We start from the raw sequence: 18545 nt of genomic DNA, 5'->3' as shown, positions 1-18545 counted from the left end.
GCCATGAAGCTGCCACGCCCCGCCCGTAACCGTCTGACGCTCTGCCTGGCCCTGCTCTCATCGCCGGCCGCGATCGGCGACGTCGCCGTGGCGCCCCCGGTGGTCCACAAGGCGCGCCTCGTGGACCAGATGCTCTCGGACTCGGCCCTGGTCAAGCGCATCGAGGCCGGCAGCGACGTGCGCAGCCGCGCCCTGCTCGACGAAGCGCGCGCCACGCTGGCCCGTGCCCGCGACGCCATGGCCGCCAGTGACAACGCCGAGGCCAACCGTGAGCTGGACGAGGCCCTTCGCCTGATGCGCGAGGCCCGCGCCCACCTCAACCTGCGCCCCGAGCCGGTCCCGCAGACGCGAACGCAGTTCGAGACCAAACTGGCCGGCATCCTGTCGCTGCGCAGCGCACTGCACGAACGGCTCACGCCCGGCAGCGCGACCACCGAGGCCCTGCTGCCCATCGATCTGCTGGTTGCCGACAGCCGTCACGACGCCGACGACGGCGATCTGCCGGCGGCCTTGCGTCATCTGGACGAAGCGGAGCGCTTGCTCAGCGCCCTGCACGTTTCCGCCGTCGGCTCGACCACGGTCGATTACACCCTCGAGCACGCCACCCCCGAGCAGCGCTACCGGGCCGCCCTGGCACGCAATCAGGGTTTCGCCGATCTCATTCCGCTGGCCATCAGTGAATTGCATACCGACAGCCAGCGCACGGCCCAACTCAACGCCACCCTTGCCGACAACCGGGTGGCCGTGGATGAAGCCGTCCAGGCCGCCGCCCAGGACCAGTATCCGGACGCCACGGCGCGCCTCAACCGGGCCACCCAGGTGATTCAGCGCAGCCTGGAGGCGGCCGGCCTCAACCTCATCAAGGCAGCTCGGGAATGAATTGCCCATGACAGCTGTTCGTAGCACTGAATGCATTCAAGATTCTGGAGTTCACCATGCCCAATCGGCCCGTTGGCCTGATCCTCGCCGTCCTCGGCGCGCTTTTGCTGGCGATCACGAGCACAAGCGGTCATACCGAAAGCGCCAAGGACCGGATCGAATCGCGAACGCCTGACCGCGGCCAGCTCGAACAGCGCTTCGAGTCCGTGCGTACCCTGATCGAACGATCGACCGCGGCACGGCAGATCGACGAGACCGGCGATGAATCCGCCCGTCAGAAACATGCCCAGGCGCGCGAAGCCTTCCGCCAGGCCGAGGCGGCACTGGCTGCCGGCGATCTGCGGGCGGCGAGCGAGCGCCTGTCGCAGGCCAGCGTGACCATGTTCGATGCCGCGCGCGACGCCACGCCCCGCACCCTGTCCGACGACAAGGCCAAGTCCGACTACCGGGCCAAGCGGGACAGCGTGCGCGCCTTGCTCGATGCCCAGCAACGCATCGCCACCGAGAAGCACCGAGAGGCCGAAGTGCGCGAGAGCACCGCCCAGGTGGACGGCCTGCTCGCCGAGGCCGATGCCCAGGCAAGCCAGGGCGACACCGCCGCCGCGCGCGCCACGCTCGAGCGTGCCTATCTGATCGCCAAGGCCTCCATCGGCACCCTGCGCGGCGGCGACACCCTGGTGCGCTCCCTGCACTTTGCCAATCCGAAAGAGGAATACGACTACGAGCTCGATCGCAACGACACCCACCAGATGCTCATCAAGGTGCTGCTCGACGAGAAAAACACCCAGTTCGATCCGCAGGTGCGCAAGTTCCTGCAACAGGCAGGCACCCTGCGCGGCCAGGCCGAGGCCGCAGCGTCCCGGGGGCAGCATGCCGAGGCCATCGACTTGCTGGAGTCATCCACCGGCGAACTGGTCAAGGCGATCCGCAATGCGGGTGTCTACATTCCGGGCTGATGGCGACGATGTATCGCGCTGTCCGCTGGCCCTTGCCCTGGGCGATGGCCGCTTGCCTCACGGCGGCCCACGCGGGGAACTGGCAGCCCCTGGCCGAGGACGATCTGCACGATCCGGCCGGCCCGGCGATCGGCCTGCTGCAGGAACCGGCGGACGCCCTCGCGCCGCTGCCCCCCGATTCGACCGGCAATCAGGTGCGCTGGGTACGTGCGCTGCGCGAGGGCCACATTCAGCCCCGACGCAAGCTCGACCCCACGCGCGAGACACCGGAACTGGACAAGGACATTCTGCTCAACCTGCGTGGCGGCATGCCGGTGGTGCGCTTTCCGCACAAGGCGCACACCGAATGGCTCGACTGCAGCAACTGCCACGACCATCTGTTCAAGCGCAAGACCGGTGCCACCGGCATCAGCATGTATCGCATTCTGCAAGGCGAGCAATGCGGGGTATGCCACGGCGCGGTCTCGTTCCCGCTCACCGAGTGCAACCGCTGCCACAGCGTCTCCCACAAGGCGGCCCGCCAAGAACTCGACGCTGCCGCGCAGGCCCGGACGCCGGCAAGATGAACCGTTCGCGCGCGCTCCTCCTGACCCTTGTTCCCCTGCTGCTATGGCCACTCCCCGGCGCCGGCGAATACGCCGACGTGGTCCTCAATCGCCGGTCCGAGGCCAACGGCATGCGCCCCGTGATCTTTCCTCACTGGTTCCACCGCATCCGATTTCGCTGCAAGGTCTGCCATGCCGAGCTGGGCTTCGAGATGCGCGCCGGATCGAACGACGTGACCATGAACGACATCGTCGAAGGTCGCTTCTGCGGTGCCTGCCACGACGGCCACACCGCCTGGGCTCCCGACAACTGCCACCTGTGCCATTCAGGCAAGCCCGGCCTGCCCTCGGGGATCTTCGGCGGGCATGAAACCAATGGGCCGGGCCGATGGTGACGCGTCGCCTGATGGGCGCCATCGTGCTGTCGGTCAGCGCCATGTCGCTGGCCGAACCGACCCACCCGGCCTCGCCGCTGACCCCGCTGCGCACCCTGGTGGGCGGGCTGCCCGTCAGCGCGGGCGGTTACGTGAAGTTTGTCTATCCAAGTGCAATCGCCGTCGGCGCGGGCGAACTGTATGTGCTGGACAGTGGCCTGGGCGCCCTGCTGGTGATTGATCTCACCACGGAACGCGTCCGCAAGATCGCTTCCATTCCCGGGCTGCCCGCCGTGAGCCTGCAGCCGGCGCCCGCCGGCGGCGTTTTCGTCCTGCGCCCGGATCTGGGCGTGGTGCAGCGGCTCGACCGCAACGGTCGCGAACTGGCACGCCTGCGCGGACAGGACGCCGTAATGCAACCCCGCGACATCACGCTTTCGCCCGACGGCACACAAGCCTGGGTCACCGATGCCGATGGCAGCCTTCATGCCTTTGGCGGGCTCGGACGCCAGGCCTACGCCCTGCCCGGCGCCACCGAGCCCACGCCCTGGCGCATGATCAAGAGCGGTGGCGGTCGGGCCTGGGGCATCGCCGACGACTGCCTGTGTCTGGCAGAAGTCGGCTTCGACGGCCGTGAGTTGAGACGTTTCGACGATGTGCGCTTCGACGACCCCGGTGCCATGTCGGTGGATCGCGACGGCCGCGTCTGGCTGGTGGACAATGCCGACGGTCATCTTCAGGCGCACTTCGGCGGCCAGCGCCTCGGGCTCTATGCGCCGGCCGCCCTCGGCGCCAGCCGGATCACCGCCCTGGCAAGCGGCCCCGGCAGCCTGTTCGTGGCCGACGGGCCGGGCGCCCGCATCATCGAGCTGCGCCTGTTACCGATGGTCCGCACGCCATGAAGCCCCTGCTGCTCACCCTCGTGCTCACCTTGCTGCTCAGTGCCTGCGCCAGCGAGCGCACGCCGGCACGTCTGAGCTTCGGCATCGATGCCATCGAAGGCAGCGCCCGGCGCCTGTGGCCGGCTGCGCCCGAGATCCCGCGCTACCAGTACGCGGGCGAGCTGACCGGCGAGCAGAACTTCGTGCGCGACGAGGCGGAAGAGAGCGGCCTGCAAAAGGTGTGGCGATGGATCACCGGCCTCGGTCAGGAGGCGCGTCCCAACGTTCTGCAGCGCCCCCAGGCCGTGGCCATCTCGGCAGCCGACGGGCGCATCTACGTCACCGACGTGAGCCGCGCCGCCGTGTTCGTGTTCGATCCGCTCGCCGGCGAACTCAAGGTGTGGGAATACGCCGCAGGGGTGACCCGTTTCGCCTCGCCGGTCGGCATCGCCACCGACGGCCGGGGCGGCGTGTGGGTCGCGGATGCCGATCTGGCCGAGCTCGTCCGGCTCGACGCCGAAGGCAATGGCGTTCAGCACATCGGCAAGCCGCTGCTCAAACGCCCCACCGGGCTGGCCCGCGACCCGGTCACCGGTCACCTGTATGTGGCCGACACCTACGCCCACACCGTTCACGTGTTCGACGAAGACGGTCGCTGGCTGCGTGCCATCGGCCAGCGCGGCGAAGCGCCGGGGCAATTCAACTACCCCACGCATGTGGCGCTGCGCGGTCGTGAGCTTCAGGTCACCGACACCATGAACAGCCGCATCCAGATCATTCCGCTCGACGGTGGCGAGCCGCGCGTGGTCGGGGAGCGCGGCCTGTATCTGGGCAATCTGGTGCGGCCCAAGGGCGTGGCCAGCGACAGCGAGGGCAACCTCTACGTGATCGAGTCCTACTACGACCGCCTGCTGGTCTTCAACGCAGACGGTCAGTTCCTGCTGCCCATCGGCGGCACCGGTACCGCCATCGACAAGTTCTACCTGCCCGCCGGGGTCACCGTGGACGACACGGACCGCATCTTCATCGCCGACACCTTCAACGGGCGTGTGGTGATCTTCCGTTATCTGGGCGGAGGCGACATCGATGCGCTTTGAACTGGCTGCGGTCATGACCATCACCCTCGCCGTCACGCTGGCCGCCAGCGCCGAGAAGGTGTCCGACGTGCGCGCCACCAAGCACAATTTCTCGGCGACTGCCGTCGGGCGCACGACCGGCCAGCCGCCGCAGCGCGACGTTCAGGCCACCGGCGAATCGCAGGTGTGCGTGTTCTGCCACACCCCGCACGGGGCCACCGCCGGCACCGCTCCGCTGTGGAATCGCAAACTCTCCGGGCAGACCTACACGCCCTACACCTCGTCCTCCCTGGATGCAGAAGTCCTGCTCGGCCGGGTGCTCGATCAGCCGGCCGGCTCGTCCAAGCTGTGCCTGTCGTGCCACGACGGCTCGCTGGCCATCGGCAACGTGAACGTGCTCTCCGGCCAGGGCGGTGCCGAAGGCAGCCAGAGCATCGCCATGAACGGCACCGGGGTGGGCGGCACCATGCCCGATGGCGCTGGCGAGACCACCGGCTTCACCCGCCGCCTGGGGATCGATCTGCGCAACGACCACCCCATCTCGCTCGACTACACCACCGCCCTGGCCACGCGCGACGGCGAGATGCGCGTGGTCGATGCCAACCAGCAGTGGCCGGCCGATGGTTCAGTGCTGGGCGTGCGTGCGCCCGGCTACAAACCGAAACTCCCGCTGGAACCCACCGGCAGTGGCGGCACCGGTCAGCTGCAGTGCGCCACCTGTCATGACCCCCACCTGTACGACACCGAAGAGGCCGCCAAGGGCCTGCAGAAGTTTCTGCGCCTGAACCGTTTCCAGGAAATCCCTCCGTCGAATGCCGCCAACCCCGATAGCGACATCATCTGCCTGGCGTGTCACGACAAGAACACCGGCAACGGCAGCTGGGCCCATTCGGCTCACGCCAACCCCAACGTGGCCGACGAAACCTACAAGACCCTGCCGGCCGCACAACGCCAGTTCCCGCCCGCCCAGCCGGTGTGGAAGGCGGCCTGCCTCAACTGCCATGACACCCACACGGTGGCCGGAGCGCGCCGCCTGCTGCGCGAAGGCACCGACAGCCCGCTGAGCCCCAAAGCCGGCGGCAACCCCGCCATCGAAGAGACCTGCTACCAGTGCCACACCAACAGCGCCGGCGCGGTCGTGGTGAATGCGACGGGCAACGTCCCCGACATCCAGACCGAGTTCTCGCTCGCCCGGCACATGCCGATCCGCTCGGTCGAGCAGGCGGCCGGTGAAGAGCGCCATGACATCGACGCCAACTTTACCGACGCCGGTTTCATCGACTGTACCGGCCCGGCCAGCCAGTGCGGCAAGGACATGCTCGAACCGCGCGAACGCCTGGGCGTCGCCAATACCGACAACCGCCACGCCGAATGCACCGACTGCCACAACCCCCACCGAATCATCCGCTCGGCCAACGGTCTACCCGGCGTACTCAATGCCGCCAACACGTCCACCGACCAGCGGGCCAGCCACAACCACGCTCCCGGCCACACCAACATCATCTCGGGCGCACTGCGCGGTGCCTGGGGCATTGAGCCGGTGTATGGGGACGGCAGCTTCTTCAGTCTGCCGGGCAGCTACCTGGTCAAGCGCGGCGACCCGGGCGCCAGCGTCAACACCACGGCCAGCGCCAGTTACGTGACCCGTGAATACCAGATCTGCCTCAAGTGCCATTCCGACTACGGCTACACCGACGACAACGTGCTACCCAACGGCGTGACGCGTCCCCTGCTGGGCAATACGACCGGACTGACCCCCGAGGACCCGGACGGACGCAACAACTTCTCGCGTTATACCAATCAGGCACGCGAACTGCAGCCGAACAACGCGATCAACAACACCGGCGCCGACGGCGCCTTCAACACCGGTAACCACCGCTCATGGCATCCGGTCATCGGTCCCACCGGGCGGGACCTGGGTGCCCGCGGCAACATCACCAACTCCCCCTGGCTCACTCCGTGGCGCAACGATGTGGGGACACAGACCATGTTCTGCAGCGACTGCCATGGCGCCGAAACGCCCGATGGCACCGTGGTGCCCACCGGCAACCAGCCGTGGGGGCCTCACGGCTCGAACCGGAAGTTCATCCTCAAGGGCGAATGGGGTCCGGGCCTGGGCGGCGCCACTCGCGACGGCGATCCGACACCCAACTTCCTGTGCTTCAAGTGCCACGATCCGGCGGTTTACACCGGGCGCAACGACTCGGGACGGCGCAGCGGATTTTTCGGTGGCGGCAAGGGCAACCTGCACAACTACCACGCCGACAAGGTCGAGAAAATCTACTGCAGCTGGTGCCATGCGGCCGTACCCCACGGCTGGAAGAACAAGGCCTTGCTGGTGAACCTCAACGATGTCGGCCCCGAGGCCGGCTATCCGGGCAGCATGGAAGTGGCCACCAACGGCAACACCGACAACTTCAGCGAAGGTCCCTACTACATGCGCGCCAAACTCAAGGTGCGCACCTTTGCCGCATCGGGGAACTGGTCGGACAGCAACTGCGGGTCTGCCGGCAAGGCGACCGGCAGCCGCATTCCGGCGAGTAACGGCAACACCGCCAACGATACCCAGACGGGCAAGGACTGGATGATCGACACATGCAGCAATCCACCTTGATGCCCCTCGCCCGCCTGCCACTGCGGCTGCGCCTGATGCTGCATCTGCTCGCCTCGCTGCGCCTGACGCTCGGCCTGCTGCTGCTCCTGCTCGCCGGCACGGTGCTGGCCTACACCGTCGAGGCGGCACGCGTGTGGGGCATCGTCGTTCCGCTGGTCGCGCTGGCGGTGAACCTGATGGCCGCCATCGCGGTCAATACGCGCTTCCGACGGCAAACCGCGCTGCTGGCCTTTCACCTGTCCCTGCTCGCCCTCATCGCCCTGGTGGCGATCGGCCGGCTCACGGCCCTGGGCGGACATACCGAACTGACCGTGGGCGGCGAGTTCGACGGGCGCCTTGTCGAGACGCGGGCCGGCCCGTGGCATCACGGGGCGCTGGCGGATGTGCGTTTCACCAACATGGGATTCGAGATCGATTACGCCCCCGGACTGCGTCGCGGCCAGACCCGGAACCGGGTGCAGTGGACCGACCGGGACGGTCACCGCCGCGAGGCGCAGATCGGTGACCAGACCCCGCTCACGCTCGAGGGCTACCGCTTCTACACCAGTTTCAACAAGGGCTTCGCGCCGCTGCTGGCCTGGCGTCTCGATGCCCGCCCATGGGTCCATGGCGCCGTGCACCTGCCCGCCTACCCCCTGCACGCCGACGCACAGATGCAGGACTGGGTGCCGCCGGGCGCCGAACGTCCCATTCACCTCCGGCTGGTGCTGGAAGAAGCGGTCATCGACGCCACCCGCGAGGACGGCTTTCGGCTGCCCGAGTCGCCCCGCCTGGTCGTGCGCGACGGCAACCAGCGTCACGAACTTCGCCCCGGCGAGGTGGCCGTGCTGGCGAGCGGACAACTGCGCTTCGACGGGCTCACCAGCTGGATGGGCTACACCGTGTTCTACGACTGGACCCTGCCCTGGCTGGGCGCTGCCGCCGTGGTGGCCATCCTCAGCCTCGGATTCCACTTCTGGCGCAAGTTCGCCGCCACCGCCTGGGACGCCTGACATGGAAAACGAACTGCGCCTGCTGTGGGCGGCCATCATCCTCTACGTACTGGCGGGCAGCACGGCCATCATCCGCGTGGCGCTCGGGCACATGCCCGGCCGGCGCATCCTGCAACTGCTCGTCGGCGGCCTGGCCGTACACGCCCTGGCCATCGGCATGCGCTGGGTGCGACTCGATCACGGCCCCTTCATCACCCTGTTCGAAATTCTCAACTCCAACGTCTGGAGCCTGACCCTCGCCTTCACCCTGGCCTACTGGCGTATCCCCAGAATTCGCGCCACCGCGGTGGTGGTCATGCCGGTGCTGTTCGTGATGATGGGCTGGCTGATGCTGGCTCACCCGGGCGAGGGACACTTCCCGCCCACCTACCAGACCCCGTGGCTGTACATCCACATCGGCTTTGGCAAGGTGTTTCTGGGGGCGGTGCTGGTGGCCGTCGGGCTGGCCGGGGTCATCCTGCTGCGTCGCACCGGCCGGGGCGCACAGCGGCTCGACCACCTGCCCGACAACCGCCGCCTGGATGAACTGGCCTTCCGCTGCCTGGCCATCGGTCTCGTTTTCGAGTCGCTGATGCTGGTGGCCGGCGCCATCTGGGCGCAGGACGCCTGGGGCCGCTACTGGGCCTGGGACCCACTCGAGACCTGGGCCTTCATCACCTGGCTGGCGCTCGCCGCCACCCTGCACGCCCGCGTCACCCTGCGCCTGGCGCCCCCCGCCCACGCCACCATGATCATGGCGGTGTTTGCCCTGGCCTTTCTCACCTTCTTCGGCGTGCCCTTCATCTCCGCCGTGCCTCACCAGGGAGCCGTTTGATGATTTCACCCACCGATCGCCCTGCATCCACCTGGCACACCCTCGCCCTCTGCGCCCTCGCCGCCGGCGCCCTCATGGCTTTGTTGCTGGTGGTGGCCCGCACGCCGCTGTTCTCGAGCCTGATCGCCCAGACCGCGTTCGAGCGGGCGCTGGTCCTGCACGTCACCCTGATCAGCGTACTGTGGCTCGCCGCCATGAGTGCCGGGCTCTGGGGCGCGGGCTCGCGAACGGCCCGGCTTGCCATGGCAGGTGCCGCGCTCATGGTCACGGCCGGGCTCGGCGGGCTCGGCACACCGGTGCTGGTCGACTACCTGCCCTACCTCGATCACGGCCTTTTCAGGCTCGGCGCCGGTCTTTTCACGGTTGCCCTGACGGCCGCCGCGATCACGGCACCGTCTTCACTTGCCACCCCCTGGGCCCTTGCGCTGACTTTCATGCGTCTGCCACTGCTGACCGGCGTGATCGAGGTGCTCGTCCGGCTGGCCATGGGCGACACACCCTCAAGCGCGCTCTGGGGGGGCGGCCATGCGCTGCAGATTGCCTGGACCGTCCTGCTGCTGGGCCTGTGGTCACGCCACGCACCCCGACCAGGGACGGGTTCCGCCCTGATTGCGTCCACCGCCCTGCTCTGCGTGGTGGCGCCCGGCCTCGCCTTGTCGGGACTGGCCGACGCCGATCACATGCATTCGACCGTGATGCGCACCGGCCTGGGGTCGAGCCTGTTCGTCGGCCTGATCGTCTTCCAGCCCTGGCATGCCGATCTCGCCACCCGCTGGGCGACGGCGCTGAGCGTGCTCGGGCTGCTCATCGGCGGGTTGATCGACGGCCAGAACACGACCATCCCGGCGCACTATCACGGCACCGTCGGCGCCGTGAGCATCGGCCTCATTGCCCTGGCCCTGCCACGGGCCCGCCTCGCCGTCAGCGTTCATGGCACGGGCCTCGCCCTGATGATGCTCGGCCTGCTCACCGCGGGCTCTTCGGACCTCGCACGCAAACAGGTGCTCGACGCGAGCACGGCCGACGGGCTGGCTCTGCTCGGTTCGAGTCTGGTCGGCCTCGGTGGGCTGGTGGCCGCCCTGGCCGTGCTCACGGCGATGGGTTCGGCGGCGCCCCTGAGGCACGCGCTCGCCCGACGACTGGGCATCACATGAGCCGGCGCACCGACACCCGCGTGGCTGCCGGGCTGGGCAGCGGCGTGGCCATTCTGGCCCTCGGCGCGGTCATTGCGTTCTGGCCGAGCTTTGACTGGCTCGACCGTCTGGCGCCCTCGCGCCCGCTCTATCCCACCCAGGGTAGCCGTAGCCCGAAAGGGGCCGACGCGCTGAAACAGCAGTTCCGCCAGGGCGTGCTGATGCTCCACATGCGCGAATACGAGCACGCCATGGTGAGTTTTCACCGGGTACTCGCGCACGCCCCCGATCTGCCGGAAGCCCACGTGAATATGGGTTATGCACTGACCGGCCTGTCGCGCTGGACGGAAGCTAGCCACTTTTTCGCCAGTGCGATCGAACTCAATCCGCAGCAGGCCAACGCCTATTTCGGTCTGGCAATCGCCCTCGACGCCCTGCAGGACCGCCCGGGCGCCATCGGCGCGATGCGCACCTACATTCACCTGGCAGGCACCGACGATCCATTCCGCCGCAAGGCCGAAGCCGCCTTGTGGGAGTGGACCGGCTCGACCCCGCAAACACCGCTCGCTTTCCCGAATCCGGGAAGCGGATTACCAAACACAGGAACACCGGAGGAAATCAAGCATGCCGATCCGTGATCTTGTCTTCACTCTCGCACTTGCCGCCCTTGCGGTGCTGGCAAGCCTGAGCGCCTCACCGGCGCTGTCCGTCGAGGCCTGCCCGGGTCATGCACCGGAGGTCTGTTCCACCATCTCACTGCAGGAGCGCACCCCATGAAACCGCTCTTTCCAGCGCTGGCTGTCCTCGCCGCAGCCACCGCACTCCCGTTGCCGGCAAGCGCCCAGACGCCACCACCCGATGCCGACGTGCTGCGCTCGGACGCGCGTCAGATCAGCGAAGAACTCATCAGCCAGATCGCCGGAGAGTTGCTGCGCGAATACCGCATCAGTGGTGCCTTGCGTTCGGTGATCGTGTGCAAGTACACCGCGCCCGAGGTGTCCTCGTCGGTGTCACGCAAGTATGGTGTCCAGATCAAGCGGGTGAGCCTGCGTGTGCGGAACCCGGCACTGGGCTCTCCCGATGCCTGGGAGCAGGAAGTGCTCAGGGCCTTCGATGCCCGGGCAGCCGCGGGCGAAGCACCATCGACCATCGAATTCGGGGAGGTGGTCAGCGAGCCGCTGGGCAAGTATTACCGCTACATGAAGGCCATTCCGGTCAAGGCGGTGTGCCTGAACTGCCATGGCGACGAGGCGCAGATCAGCGCGGCCACCCGCGCCCAGATGAACACGGAGTACCCGCACGACAAGGCGACCGGCTACCGCGAGGGCGAAATTCGCGGCGCCGTCACCTACAAGAAACCGCTCTGACTCAGTGCCCGCCCCGGTGCCCGGCGAGAAAATCGCGGGCACTGGCATGGCCATGCTCGGCCGCACGCCCGATCCACTTGAGCGCCTCTTCCTGGCTTTGGGTCACGCCCTTGCCCGCCAGAAACAGCAGCCCGAGGCTGTATTCGGCATCCGCGTGGCCGCGGCTGGCCGCCTGGAAGAACCATTTGGCCGCCTCCACGTCGGGATCGTCCACGGTCTGATGCACCGTGTCGCCAAACACGTACATCGTGCCGATAAAGAACATGGCGTCCACCTCGCCCTGGGCAGCCGCGCGCTGCGCCCACACCATGGCCTCGCTTTCATCTTCGGCAACGCCATGCCCATAGAAATGCATGATGCTGAGCTTGTACTGGGCCACCGCATTACCTGCCCGCGCCAGCGACTGCATGGCCGGCGCCGCCTCGGTGTAGTTGCCGCTGTCGTAGTCGTTTAGCGCCGCCTCGATATCCGTCTGTGCGAACACGGCGGACGCCAGCGCGGCCAGTAAAAAGCCGGTCATCACACCATGCCACCGACGGCGGCGCTGAATCTGTCTCGTCTCCATTGGAATAAAGCACCCCTTTTGTCTGTTGAAAGGTTGTTGCTTCCGGCCTCGGCAACCGTGCCGGCACCGTTCTTGCTCGACGGTCATTGATCAATCAGCAATTTGCATACCCGGGACAGGAACCCTCATCGGTGAACACCGAATCCGCGACCACCCCCTTCATGACCCGCAGTGCTTCGCTGCGCGCCTGCTGTGCATGGCTTGGCAGCCTGCGCGGCAAGAGCATGCTGGCCTTGCTGGTGCTGGTCACTTACGGGTTGCTGGTGGGGGTGTTCACGAACATGGAGCGCAAGAAGCTGCTCGACACGGTCCATGAGCTCGAAGCCGTTCACCGCTCCGAGGAACAGCTGGTGCAGATCAACATGTCCATGGCCCGGACCCTGCTGACCGTCAATATTGCGTTCTCGGCCGCCGACCCCCTGTCCGCCGCCCCCCCGACCGTCATCGAGATCGAGGCCACCCGCTCCCTGCTCACGGCACTCGAAGGGCGTCACGCCCGGGTGCTGATGCTGGCCAACAAGCTCGAAGCGCTGGTCAATGACATCGTTCATCAGACCACGCGCGGGGTGCTTGCGGTGACCCGCAACACCCTGCATGAACTCATCACCGAACTGGATGCCATCACCCACCAGACACGGGAGGAAAAACTGCGTCTGCTCGATGCTTATCAGGCCACCTACGACCGCGTCACCCTCCAAGGCATGGTGTTTTCGGCCATTGCCTTCATCATGCTGGGCGCGGCCATCACGGTGTTCTTCAAACGCCTCAGCGATGACATTCTCAGACTCGAGACCCGCGCACGGGAAATCGTGCAGGGTTACCGCGGCGCCCCCCTGACCGTCAATCGCCACGACGAGGTGGGCCGGCTCATCGAGGCGGTCAATCGCATGCAGCACGATCTGCGCGAGCGCGAGCGCCACATCGAGCGCAGTCGCCAGGAAGAATTCCACCGCGAGAAAATGGCCGCCATCGGGTCACTGGCGGCCCAGCTTGCCCACGAGATCAACAACCCCATCGCCGCCATCAGCGGCGTGGCCGATGCCATTCTCGACATGCGCCAGGAACATGCCTGTGCCCATCGCGGCCGGCACTGCCAGCCCGAGATGATTCTGGAGCAGACCCGGCGGATTTCCACCATCACCCGGCAGATCGCCGATTTCGCCCACCCGCAGCCCGCAGTGCCCCAGTTGCAGGACGTTAACCAGCTGGTGCGCAACACCTGCGCGTTTCTGAGCTTCGACCAGCGCTTTCGTCACCTCAAGCTCGAGCCACATCTCGACAGTGAACTGCCTGCAGTGCGCATCATTGCCGATCAGCTCACGCAGGTGCTGCTCAATCTGCTCATCAACGCGGCCGACGCGCTTGAGGACACGTCCCGCAGCGAAAGCCGGATCGAGGTCTCGACCCGGTGCGAGGACGATCGCGTGCTGTTGCAGGTCACCGACAACGGCAAGGGCATGGATGCCGAAACAGCCGCCCGGGTGTTCGACGAATTCTTCACCACCAAACCGGTCGGCAAAGGCACGGGCCTGGGCCTGTCCCTGAGCCGGGAACTCATTCGCGAGGCCGGCGGCATCTTGCAGATCGACAGCACCCCGGGCTTTGGCACCACCGCCACGATCGAGCTCCCGGTGCCGCACTGCGACGACAACACCATGGCAGACAAACCCGATGCATGTGCTGGTCATTGACGACGAACGCGCCGTGCGCGACATCCTGGTGGATGCATGCCGGCGCGCTGGCTACTCCACCGACGAAGCCCGCAACTGCCAGGAGGCAGCGAGCAAGCTGGTGCGCGGCGACGTGGATATCGCCCTGTGCGACATCAAGATGCCCGATGGCAGCGGCGTGGATCTGGTGCGTTCGATTCGCGATTCACGGATCGAGACCAGCTTCATCATGGTCACCGCCTTCGCCTCGACGGAGAGCGCCGTCGAGGCCCTGCGCGCCGGGGCCAGCGACTACGTCACCAAACCGGTCAATGGCGATGAGCTGATTCACCGCATCAGCCAGGTGGCGGCCATGCGCGGTCTGCGCGAGCAGAACCAGGTCCTGCGCCAGATCAGCCGGCCGCAAACGAAGACATTCGAGTTCAACTCACCCGCCATGCGCAGCCTTGAGCGCCTTGTCACCAAGGTCGCCCCCACCGAAAGCACCGTGCTCATCACCGGTGAGTCGGGGACCGGCAAGGGGGTGCTCGCGCGCAGCATTCACGAGCAGAGCCAGCGCGCCGACGCCTTGTTCCTTCCGGTCAACTGCAGTGCCATTCCCGAGAATCTTCTCGAATCCGAGTTCTTCGGTCACACCAAGGGTGCCTTCACCGGGGCCGACAAGGCGCGCAAGGGGCTGTTCCTCCAGGCTGACCGGGGCACCCTGTTTCTGGATGAAGTGGGCGAGCTGCCCATGCACATGCAGACCAAGCTGCTGCACGCCATCGAGGACAAGGAAATCCGCGCCATCGGCTCCGAACAGCCGCGCCGGGTCGATTGCCGCATCATCGCCGCCACCAACCGGGATCTGGGTCGCATGGTGGCCGAAGGGACCTTCCGCGAGGACCTCTACTTCCGCCTGTCGATGTTCCACATCCTCATCCCGCCGCTGCGCGAACGCCGTGGCGACCTGTTGCCGCTGATCCGCTTTCTGATCGCACGTGAAACCCAGCGCAGCGGGCCATTGCGGGATCTTGCGCTGGCCCCCGAGGCAGAGCGCCTGCTCTGTCAGTACGAATGGCCGGGCAACGTCCGTCAGCTTGAAAACGTGATCAACCGCGCCTGCATCCTGGCCGACGACGACTGCATCAACACCAGTGACCTGCCGCCGGAGGTGACCATGGCCCACGCACTGGGTTCATCCACTGGCACATCCATTGCTAATCAAGGGTATCTGCGGGATCAGATGCGCGAGATCGAAGTAGCGCTGATCCGCCGGATGCTCGAAGAGACCGGCGGCGACCGGCGCCTCGCGGCCCAACGGCTGGGCATCGGACTCTCCAGCCTGTACCGCAAGCTCGAGGAAACCACCGACCTGTCATGAGTGCATGACAGGCCGACATGAAAAGGAACACACATGCGGCTTGGATGCCTCTGGCTCATTCCCGGATTCGGGAAAAACGCCCCCGTCATCGGGAATGCGCGCTCGATCCTCTTTGGCCTGATCGGTGTTGCGGGCATCGCACTGGCCGGCCCGGTCGAGGACTTCGAGCTAGGCGCAAAACGCTATCGCGATGGCGACATGATGGGCGCCATGGCACCGCTCAAAACCGCGGCCGACGCCGGCCATGCGCAAGCGCAAGCCCTGTATGGCGACATACTCGACAAGGCCGAGATGGACGAAGACGCGATCGACTATCTCACCCGAGCGGCAGCGCAAGGCAACGCCGATGGCCAGTACGGTCTGGCGGTGATGCTGCTGGCCGGCGAAGGCACCGAGCGCGATCCGGCGCGCGCCGCGAGCCTGCTGCGCGCCGCAGCGCGCCAGGACGCCCGTCTGGCCATCAACGCGCTGGCACAGGCCTATCTGCGCGGCGATGCTGAACTCGACGCACAGGATGCCGCCTCTCCTGAAGGCCGCAGCCTAATCACCCGCGCGGCCGAGCTGGGCTACCTGCCCGCCATTGACGCCCTGGCCGATGCCTTCGAGCGCGGCGCCTACGGACTCACACCCGACCCGGCCCAGGCCGCCCGCTGGCGCGACCGCGCCAGCGAGGCCCGTCGCAAGCTGCCTGCGGATACCGCCTCATGAAGTGCCTGTTCGCCGTCTGGCTGCTGTGCATCGCCAGCCTCGCCCACGCGGCTGACGTCGCCAACGGCCAGCGTCTGTACGGCGTGCATTGCATCGGCTGCCACGGTGCCACCGGCGAAGGCGTCATCCCCAACGCTCCCAAATTCAATCGCGGCGACGGCCTGATGCGCGCAGACACGGACCTGCTGCAGCAGATCAAGACCGGTCGCGGCGCCATGCCGGCCTACTTCGGCATTCTGCGCGACGCCGAGATTTTCGACCTTATTGCCTACTTGCGGACCTTACCCCGATGACCCGACTCCAACGACTGTGCGCGGCCGTATTCGGCACCGTACTCCTGGCGTTCCATGCCACCACGCCCGCCGCCGCCGACAAACCGCCCGTGCAGGAAACCTTCAAGGTGGGCGAAAACGTCTACGTGCGCGCCCTGCACATCGACCCGACCGGCAAGCACCTGTGGGTGGGTACCTCGGCCGGCGTGCATGAGATCGACCTGGCCACCAAGAGCGCCGTCAATACCTTCACCCGCAAGGACGGGCTGGCCAACGAGTACGTCTTCGCGGTGGGCACCGACACGGCCGGCTACACCTGGTTCGGCACCAACGCCGGGGGCGCCTCGCGCTACAAGGACGGCCAGTGGAAGACCTACTTCCCCATGCATGGCCTGGCCGACTACTGGATCTACGCCTTCGCCAACGACACCCAGGACAACCTGTGGATCGGCACCTGGGCCGGCGTCAATCACTTCGACGTCAAGACCGGCAAGCTCACCACCTATGTGAAGGAGCTGATCAACGAATGGGTCTATGGCATCGACGTGGATGCCAGCGGCCGGGTGTGGTTCGGCACCGAAGGCGGCGTGACCATGTACGACGGCCAGCGGTGGACGTCGTGGACCCATGCCGACGGCCTGGGCGGCGAAAACGTGGCGCAGCTGCCGGCCAGCGAGAACACCGGTCTGGGCACCCGCTCGCGCCACGACCTGTCGACGATGCAGGCGGGCAAGGCCACCTACAACCCCAACTACGTGTTTGCCATGCATGTGGACGAGCAACAGCGCATCTGGGCCGGTACCTGGGGCGGCGGTGCGGCGCGCTTCGACGGCAGCACCTGGACCAACTTCACCAGCCGTGACGGCCTGGTGGGCGACATCGTCTATGCCATCGCCCGCGATCCGGACAACGCCCTGTGGTTCGGCACCAACCGGGGCGTGTCCCGCTTCGACGGCAGCACCTGGACCAACTACACCCATCACGACGGCCTGCTCGACAGCCATGTCTATGCCATCGCCACCGCTGCCAATGGCGATGTCTGGGTCGGCACCCGTGGTGGTGTCGCCCGCATCGGCCGCAGCAAATAGGGAGTCAAACGCACATGAACCACAGCCAACTCGGTATCGGCCTGATCGCCGTCACCATCGCCCTGGTGGGCGCCTACCACCTCGGCCAGAACGATGCGCCGGCTGCCGCCGCACTCGCCCCGCAGACAGCAGCAGCCCCCTCACCGGCTGCCATGCCGACAGCGGCCAAGGCCCCATCACCGGACGCCCCCCTCAGCGGCTCCACCGGCGCCAACCTGGGCGACAAATTCACCCATTTCCGCGTCGGCAACAAGAACGTCAAGGCCCTGCACGCCGACAACGACGTGATGTGGGTGGCCACCTCGGGCGGCGTGGTGCGCTACAACACCCGCAAGGACGAATTCAAACTCTACGACGTCAAGAGTGGCCTGCTCTCCAACGGGGTTTTCTACGTGGGCCGCATCCAGGGCAGACTCACCGTGGGCACCTACGGCGGCGGCCTGTCGGTGCTCGACGAGGCGCAAGACCAGTGGAAGACCTACAACATCCCCGAGGGGCTGGGCGACGCCTTCGTCTACGACGTGATCGAGGCGGCCAACGGCGACATCTGGGTGGCCACCTGGTCGGGCGTCAACCGCATTCGCGGCGGCAAGCTTGACGACCGCGCAGCCTGGGAGCTGCACACCGTGGCCAGCACCCAGGGCGGGCTACCCAATGACTGGGTCTATGGTCTGGCCGAGGGCAAGCACGGAGAGATCTGGCTGGCCACCGAAGGTGGTATGGCGCGCTTCGAGAACGGCCAGTGGGAGAACTGGAATCACGCTCGTGGCGTGGGCGCGCCCTACGAGAAGGTGAAGAAAGCCATCGCCTTCAACAGCGACCCCTCCAAGGCCTCGGTCCACCACGCCCAGCAGAAGAAGGACATGGGGCTGGACGACGTGGATCAGGCCTACAACCCCAACTACATCGTCTCGCTGGAGGTCGATGCCGACGGCAGCGTCTGGGCCGGTACCTGGGGTGGCGGGCTGGCGCACTTCAAGGATGGCCAGTGGACCAACCTGACCACCTTTGAAGGGCTGCCGGGCAACCATGTGTTCATGCTCCACCGCGACCGCAAAGACCGCCTGTGGATCGGCACCAACAACGGCCTGGCGCTCAAGGAAGGCGACCAGTTCCGCATTCTCAAGGCCGAAGATGGCCTGTTCAACAACACTGTGTTTTCCATGGCGACCACCGACGACGGCGGCCTGTGGGTGGGCAGCTTCGGCGGCGTGGCGCACCTGCGCGGCGAAATGGCGGTGAACTGAT

Annotated in this window: 20 protein-coding genes; 19 read left to right on the top strand and 1 reads right to left on the bottom strand. The window is 66.7% G+C overall.

The features are described 5' to 3' along the window. The first annotated feature begins 3 nt into the window (after positions 1 to 3). Genes J0W34_RS07115 through J0W34_RS07055 form a run of 13 tightly spaced genes read left to right on the top strand, consistent with a single transcriptional unit; the run spans position 4 to position 11631 of the window. The gene (locus J0W34_RS07115; RefSeq protein ID WP_230971191.1) at positions 4 to 879 is read left to right on the top strand and encodes a hypothetical protein; all 876 of its coding nucleotides are present in this window, start codon (positions 4 to 6) and stop codon (positions 877 to 879) included. A gap of 56 nt (positions 880 to 935) precedes the next feature. After that, on the top strand, positions 936 to 1835 hold the full coding sequence (locus J0W34_RS07110) for a hypothetical protein (RefSeq protein ID WP_230971190.1): 900 nt from the start codon (positions 936 to 938) through the stop codon (positions 1833 to 1835). A gap of 8 nt (positions 1836 to 1843) precedes the next feature. Further along, a complete protein-coding gene (locus J0W34_RS07105) occupies positions 1844 to 2401 on the top strand; it encodes a c(7)-type cytochrome triheme domain-containing protein (RefSeq protein ID WP_230971189.1) in 558 nt (185 codons plus the stop codon). After that, positions 2398 to 2775, top strand: coding sequence for a c(7)-type cytochrome triheme domain-containing protein (locus tag J0W34_RS07100; RefSeq protein ID WP_227816818.1), 378 nt, complete (start codon positions 2398 to 2400; stop codon positions 2773 to 2775). The genes J0W34_RS07105 and J0W34_RS07100 overlap by 4 nt, the downstream gene beginning before the upstream one ends. Then, positions 2769 to 3656, top strand: coding sequence for an NHL repeat-containing protein (locus tag J0W34_RS07095; protein WP_230971188.1), 888 nt, complete (start codon positions 2769 to 2771; stop codon positions 3654 to 3656). The genes J0W34_RS07100 and J0W34_RS07095 overlap by 7 nt, the downstream gene beginning before the upstream one ends. After that, positions 3653 to 4732 carry a 6-bladed beta-propeller gene (locus J0W34_RS07090; protein ID WP_230971187.1) on the top strand — a complete coding sequence of 360 codons (1080 nt, stop codon included), beginning with the start codon at positions 3653 to 3655 and terminating at the stop codon, positions 4730 to 4732. The genes J0W34_RS07095 and J0W34_RS07090 overlap by 4 nt, the downstream gene beginning before the upstream one ends. Continuing rightward, on the top strand, positions 4722 to 7325 hold the full coding sequence (locus J0W34_RS07085; RefSeq protein ID WP_230971186.1) for a cytochrome c3 family protein: 2604 nt from the start codon (positions 4722 to 4724) through the stop codon (positions 7323 to 7325). Before J0W34_RS07090 ends, J0W34_RS07085 begins: the two co-directional genes overlap by 11 nt. Continuing rightward, positions 7307 to 8317 carry a cytochrome c biogenesis protein ResB gene (locus J0W34_RS07080; protein WP_230971185.1) on the top strand — a complete coding sequence of 337 codons (1011 nt, stop codon included), beginning with the start codon at positions 7307 to 7309 and terminating at the stop codon, positions 8315 to 8317. The genes J0W34_RS07085 and J0W34_RS07080 overlap by 19 nt, the downstream gene beginning before the upstream one ends. Before the next feature lies 1 nt (position 8318). Then, positions 8319 to 9131: a cytochrome c biogenesis protein CcsA gene (ccsA, locus tag J0W34_RS07075; RefSeq protein WP_230971184.1), complete on the top strand. Its 813-nt coding sequence runs from the start codon at positions 8319 to 8321 to the stop codon at positions 9129 to 9131. Then, the gene (locus tag J0W34_RS07070) at positions 9131 to 10285 is read left to right on the top strand and encodes a hypothetical protein (protein ID WP_230971183.1); all 1155 of its coding nucleotides are present in this window, start codon (positions 9131 to 9133) and stop codon (positions 10283 to 10285) included. Before ccsA ends, J0W34_RS07070 begins: the two co-directional genes overlap by 1 nt. After that, positions 10282 to 10902, top strand: coding sequence for a tetratricopeptide repeat protein (locus tag J0W34_RS07065; RefSeq protein WP_230971182.1), 621 nt, complete (start codon positions 10282 to 10284; stop codon positions 10900 to 10902). Before J0W34_RS07070 ends, J0W34_RS07065 begins: the two co-directional genes overlap by 4 nt. Beyond that, the gene (locus J0W34_RS07060; protein ID WP_230971181.1) at positions 10889 to 11041 is read left to right on the top strand and encodes a hypothetical protein; all 153 of its coding nucleotides are present in this window, start codon (positions 10889 to 10891) and stop codon (positions 11039 to 11041) included. Before J0W34_RS07065 ends, J0W34_RS07060 begins: the two co-directional genes overlap by 14 nt. After that, on the top strand, positions 11038 to 11631 hold the full coding sequence (locus J0W34_RS07055; protein WP_227816809.1) for a Tll0287-like domain-containing protein: 594 nt from the start codon (positions 11038 to 11040) through the stop codon (positions 11629 to 11631). The genes J0W34_RS07060 and J0W34_RS07055 overlap by 4 nt, the downstream gene beginning before the upstream one ends. Before the next feature lies 1 nt (position 11632). On the opposite strand, the gene J0W34_RS07050 is transcribed toward J0W34_RS07055, so the two are convergent. After that, the gene (locus J0W34_RS07050) at positions 11633 to 12151 is read right to left on the bottom strand and encodes a tetratricopeptide repeat protein (RefSeq protein WP_230971180.1); all 519 of its coding nucleotides are present in this window, start codon (positions 12149 to 12151) and stop codon (positions 11633 to 11635) included. Positions 12152 to 12327: 176 nt separating this feature from the next. On the opposite strand from J0W34_RS07050, the gene J0W34_RS07045 reads away from it, so the two are divergent. The 6 genes from J0W34_RS07045 to J0W34_RS07020 are packed head-to-tail and all read left to right on the top strand — an operon-like array spanning position 12328 to position 18544. Further along, positions 12328 to 13887 (top strand): sensor histidine kinase, encoded by a 1560-nt coding sequence (locus J0W34_RS07045; RefSeq protein WP_230971179.1) that lies wholly within the window; start codon positions 12328 to 12330, stop codon positions 13885 to 13887. Next, positions 13868 to 15229 (top strand): sigma-54-dependent transcriptional regulator, encoded by a 1362-nt coding sequence (locus J0W34_RS07040; protein WP_230971178.1) that lies wholly within the window; start codon positions 13868 to 13870, stop codon positions 15227 to 15229. Before J0W34_RS07045 ends, J0W34_RS07040 begins: the two co-directional genes overlap by 20 nt. A 33-nt stretch (positions 15230 to 15262) precedes the next feature. Continuing rightward, positions 15263 to 15937 carry a tetratricopeptide repeat protein gene (locus tag J0W34_RS07035; RefSeq protein WP_227816805.1) on the top strand — a complete coding sequence of 225 codons (675 nt, stop codon included), beginning with the start codon at positions 15263 to 15265 and terminating at the stop codon, positions 15935 to 15937. Next, on the top strand, positions 15934 to 16230 hold the full coding sequence (locus J0W34_RS07030) for a c-type cytochrome (protein WP_230971177.1): 297 nt from the start codon (positions 15934 to 15936) through the stop codon (positions 16228 to 16230). The genes J0W34_RS07035 and J0W34_RS07030 overlap by 4 nt, the downstream gene beginning before the upstream one ends. Continuing rightward, complete coding sequence (locus tag J0W34_RS07025; protein WP_227816803.1) at positions 16227 to 17297, top strand: ligand-binding sensor domain-containing protein; 1071 nt, start codon at positions 16227 to 16229, stop codon at positions 17295 to 17297. The genes J0W34_RS07030 and J0W34_RS07025 overlap by 4 nt, the downstream gene beginning before the upstream one ends. A 14-nt stretch (positions 17298 to 17311) precedes the next feature. Next, the gene (locus tag J0W34_RS07020) at positions 17312 to 18544 is read left to right on the top strand and encodes a ligand-binding sensor domain-containing protein (protein WP_230971176.1); all 1233 of its coding nucleotides are present in this window, start codon (positions 17312 to 17314) and stop codon (positions 18542 to 18544) included. Position 18545 lies beyond the last annotated feature (1 nt).

Origin of the sequence: Nitrogeniibacter aestuarii, from assembly GCF_017309585.1 — a bacterium.
GTDB classification, from domain to species: domain Bacteria; phylum Pseudomonadota; class Gammaproteobacteria; order Burkholderiales; family Rhodocyclaceae; genus Nitrogeniibacter; species Nitrogeniibacter aestuarii.
The sequence above is the reverse complement of the archived record's forward strand: the minus strand, read 5'-3'. Positions and strand labels throughout refer to the sequence as shown.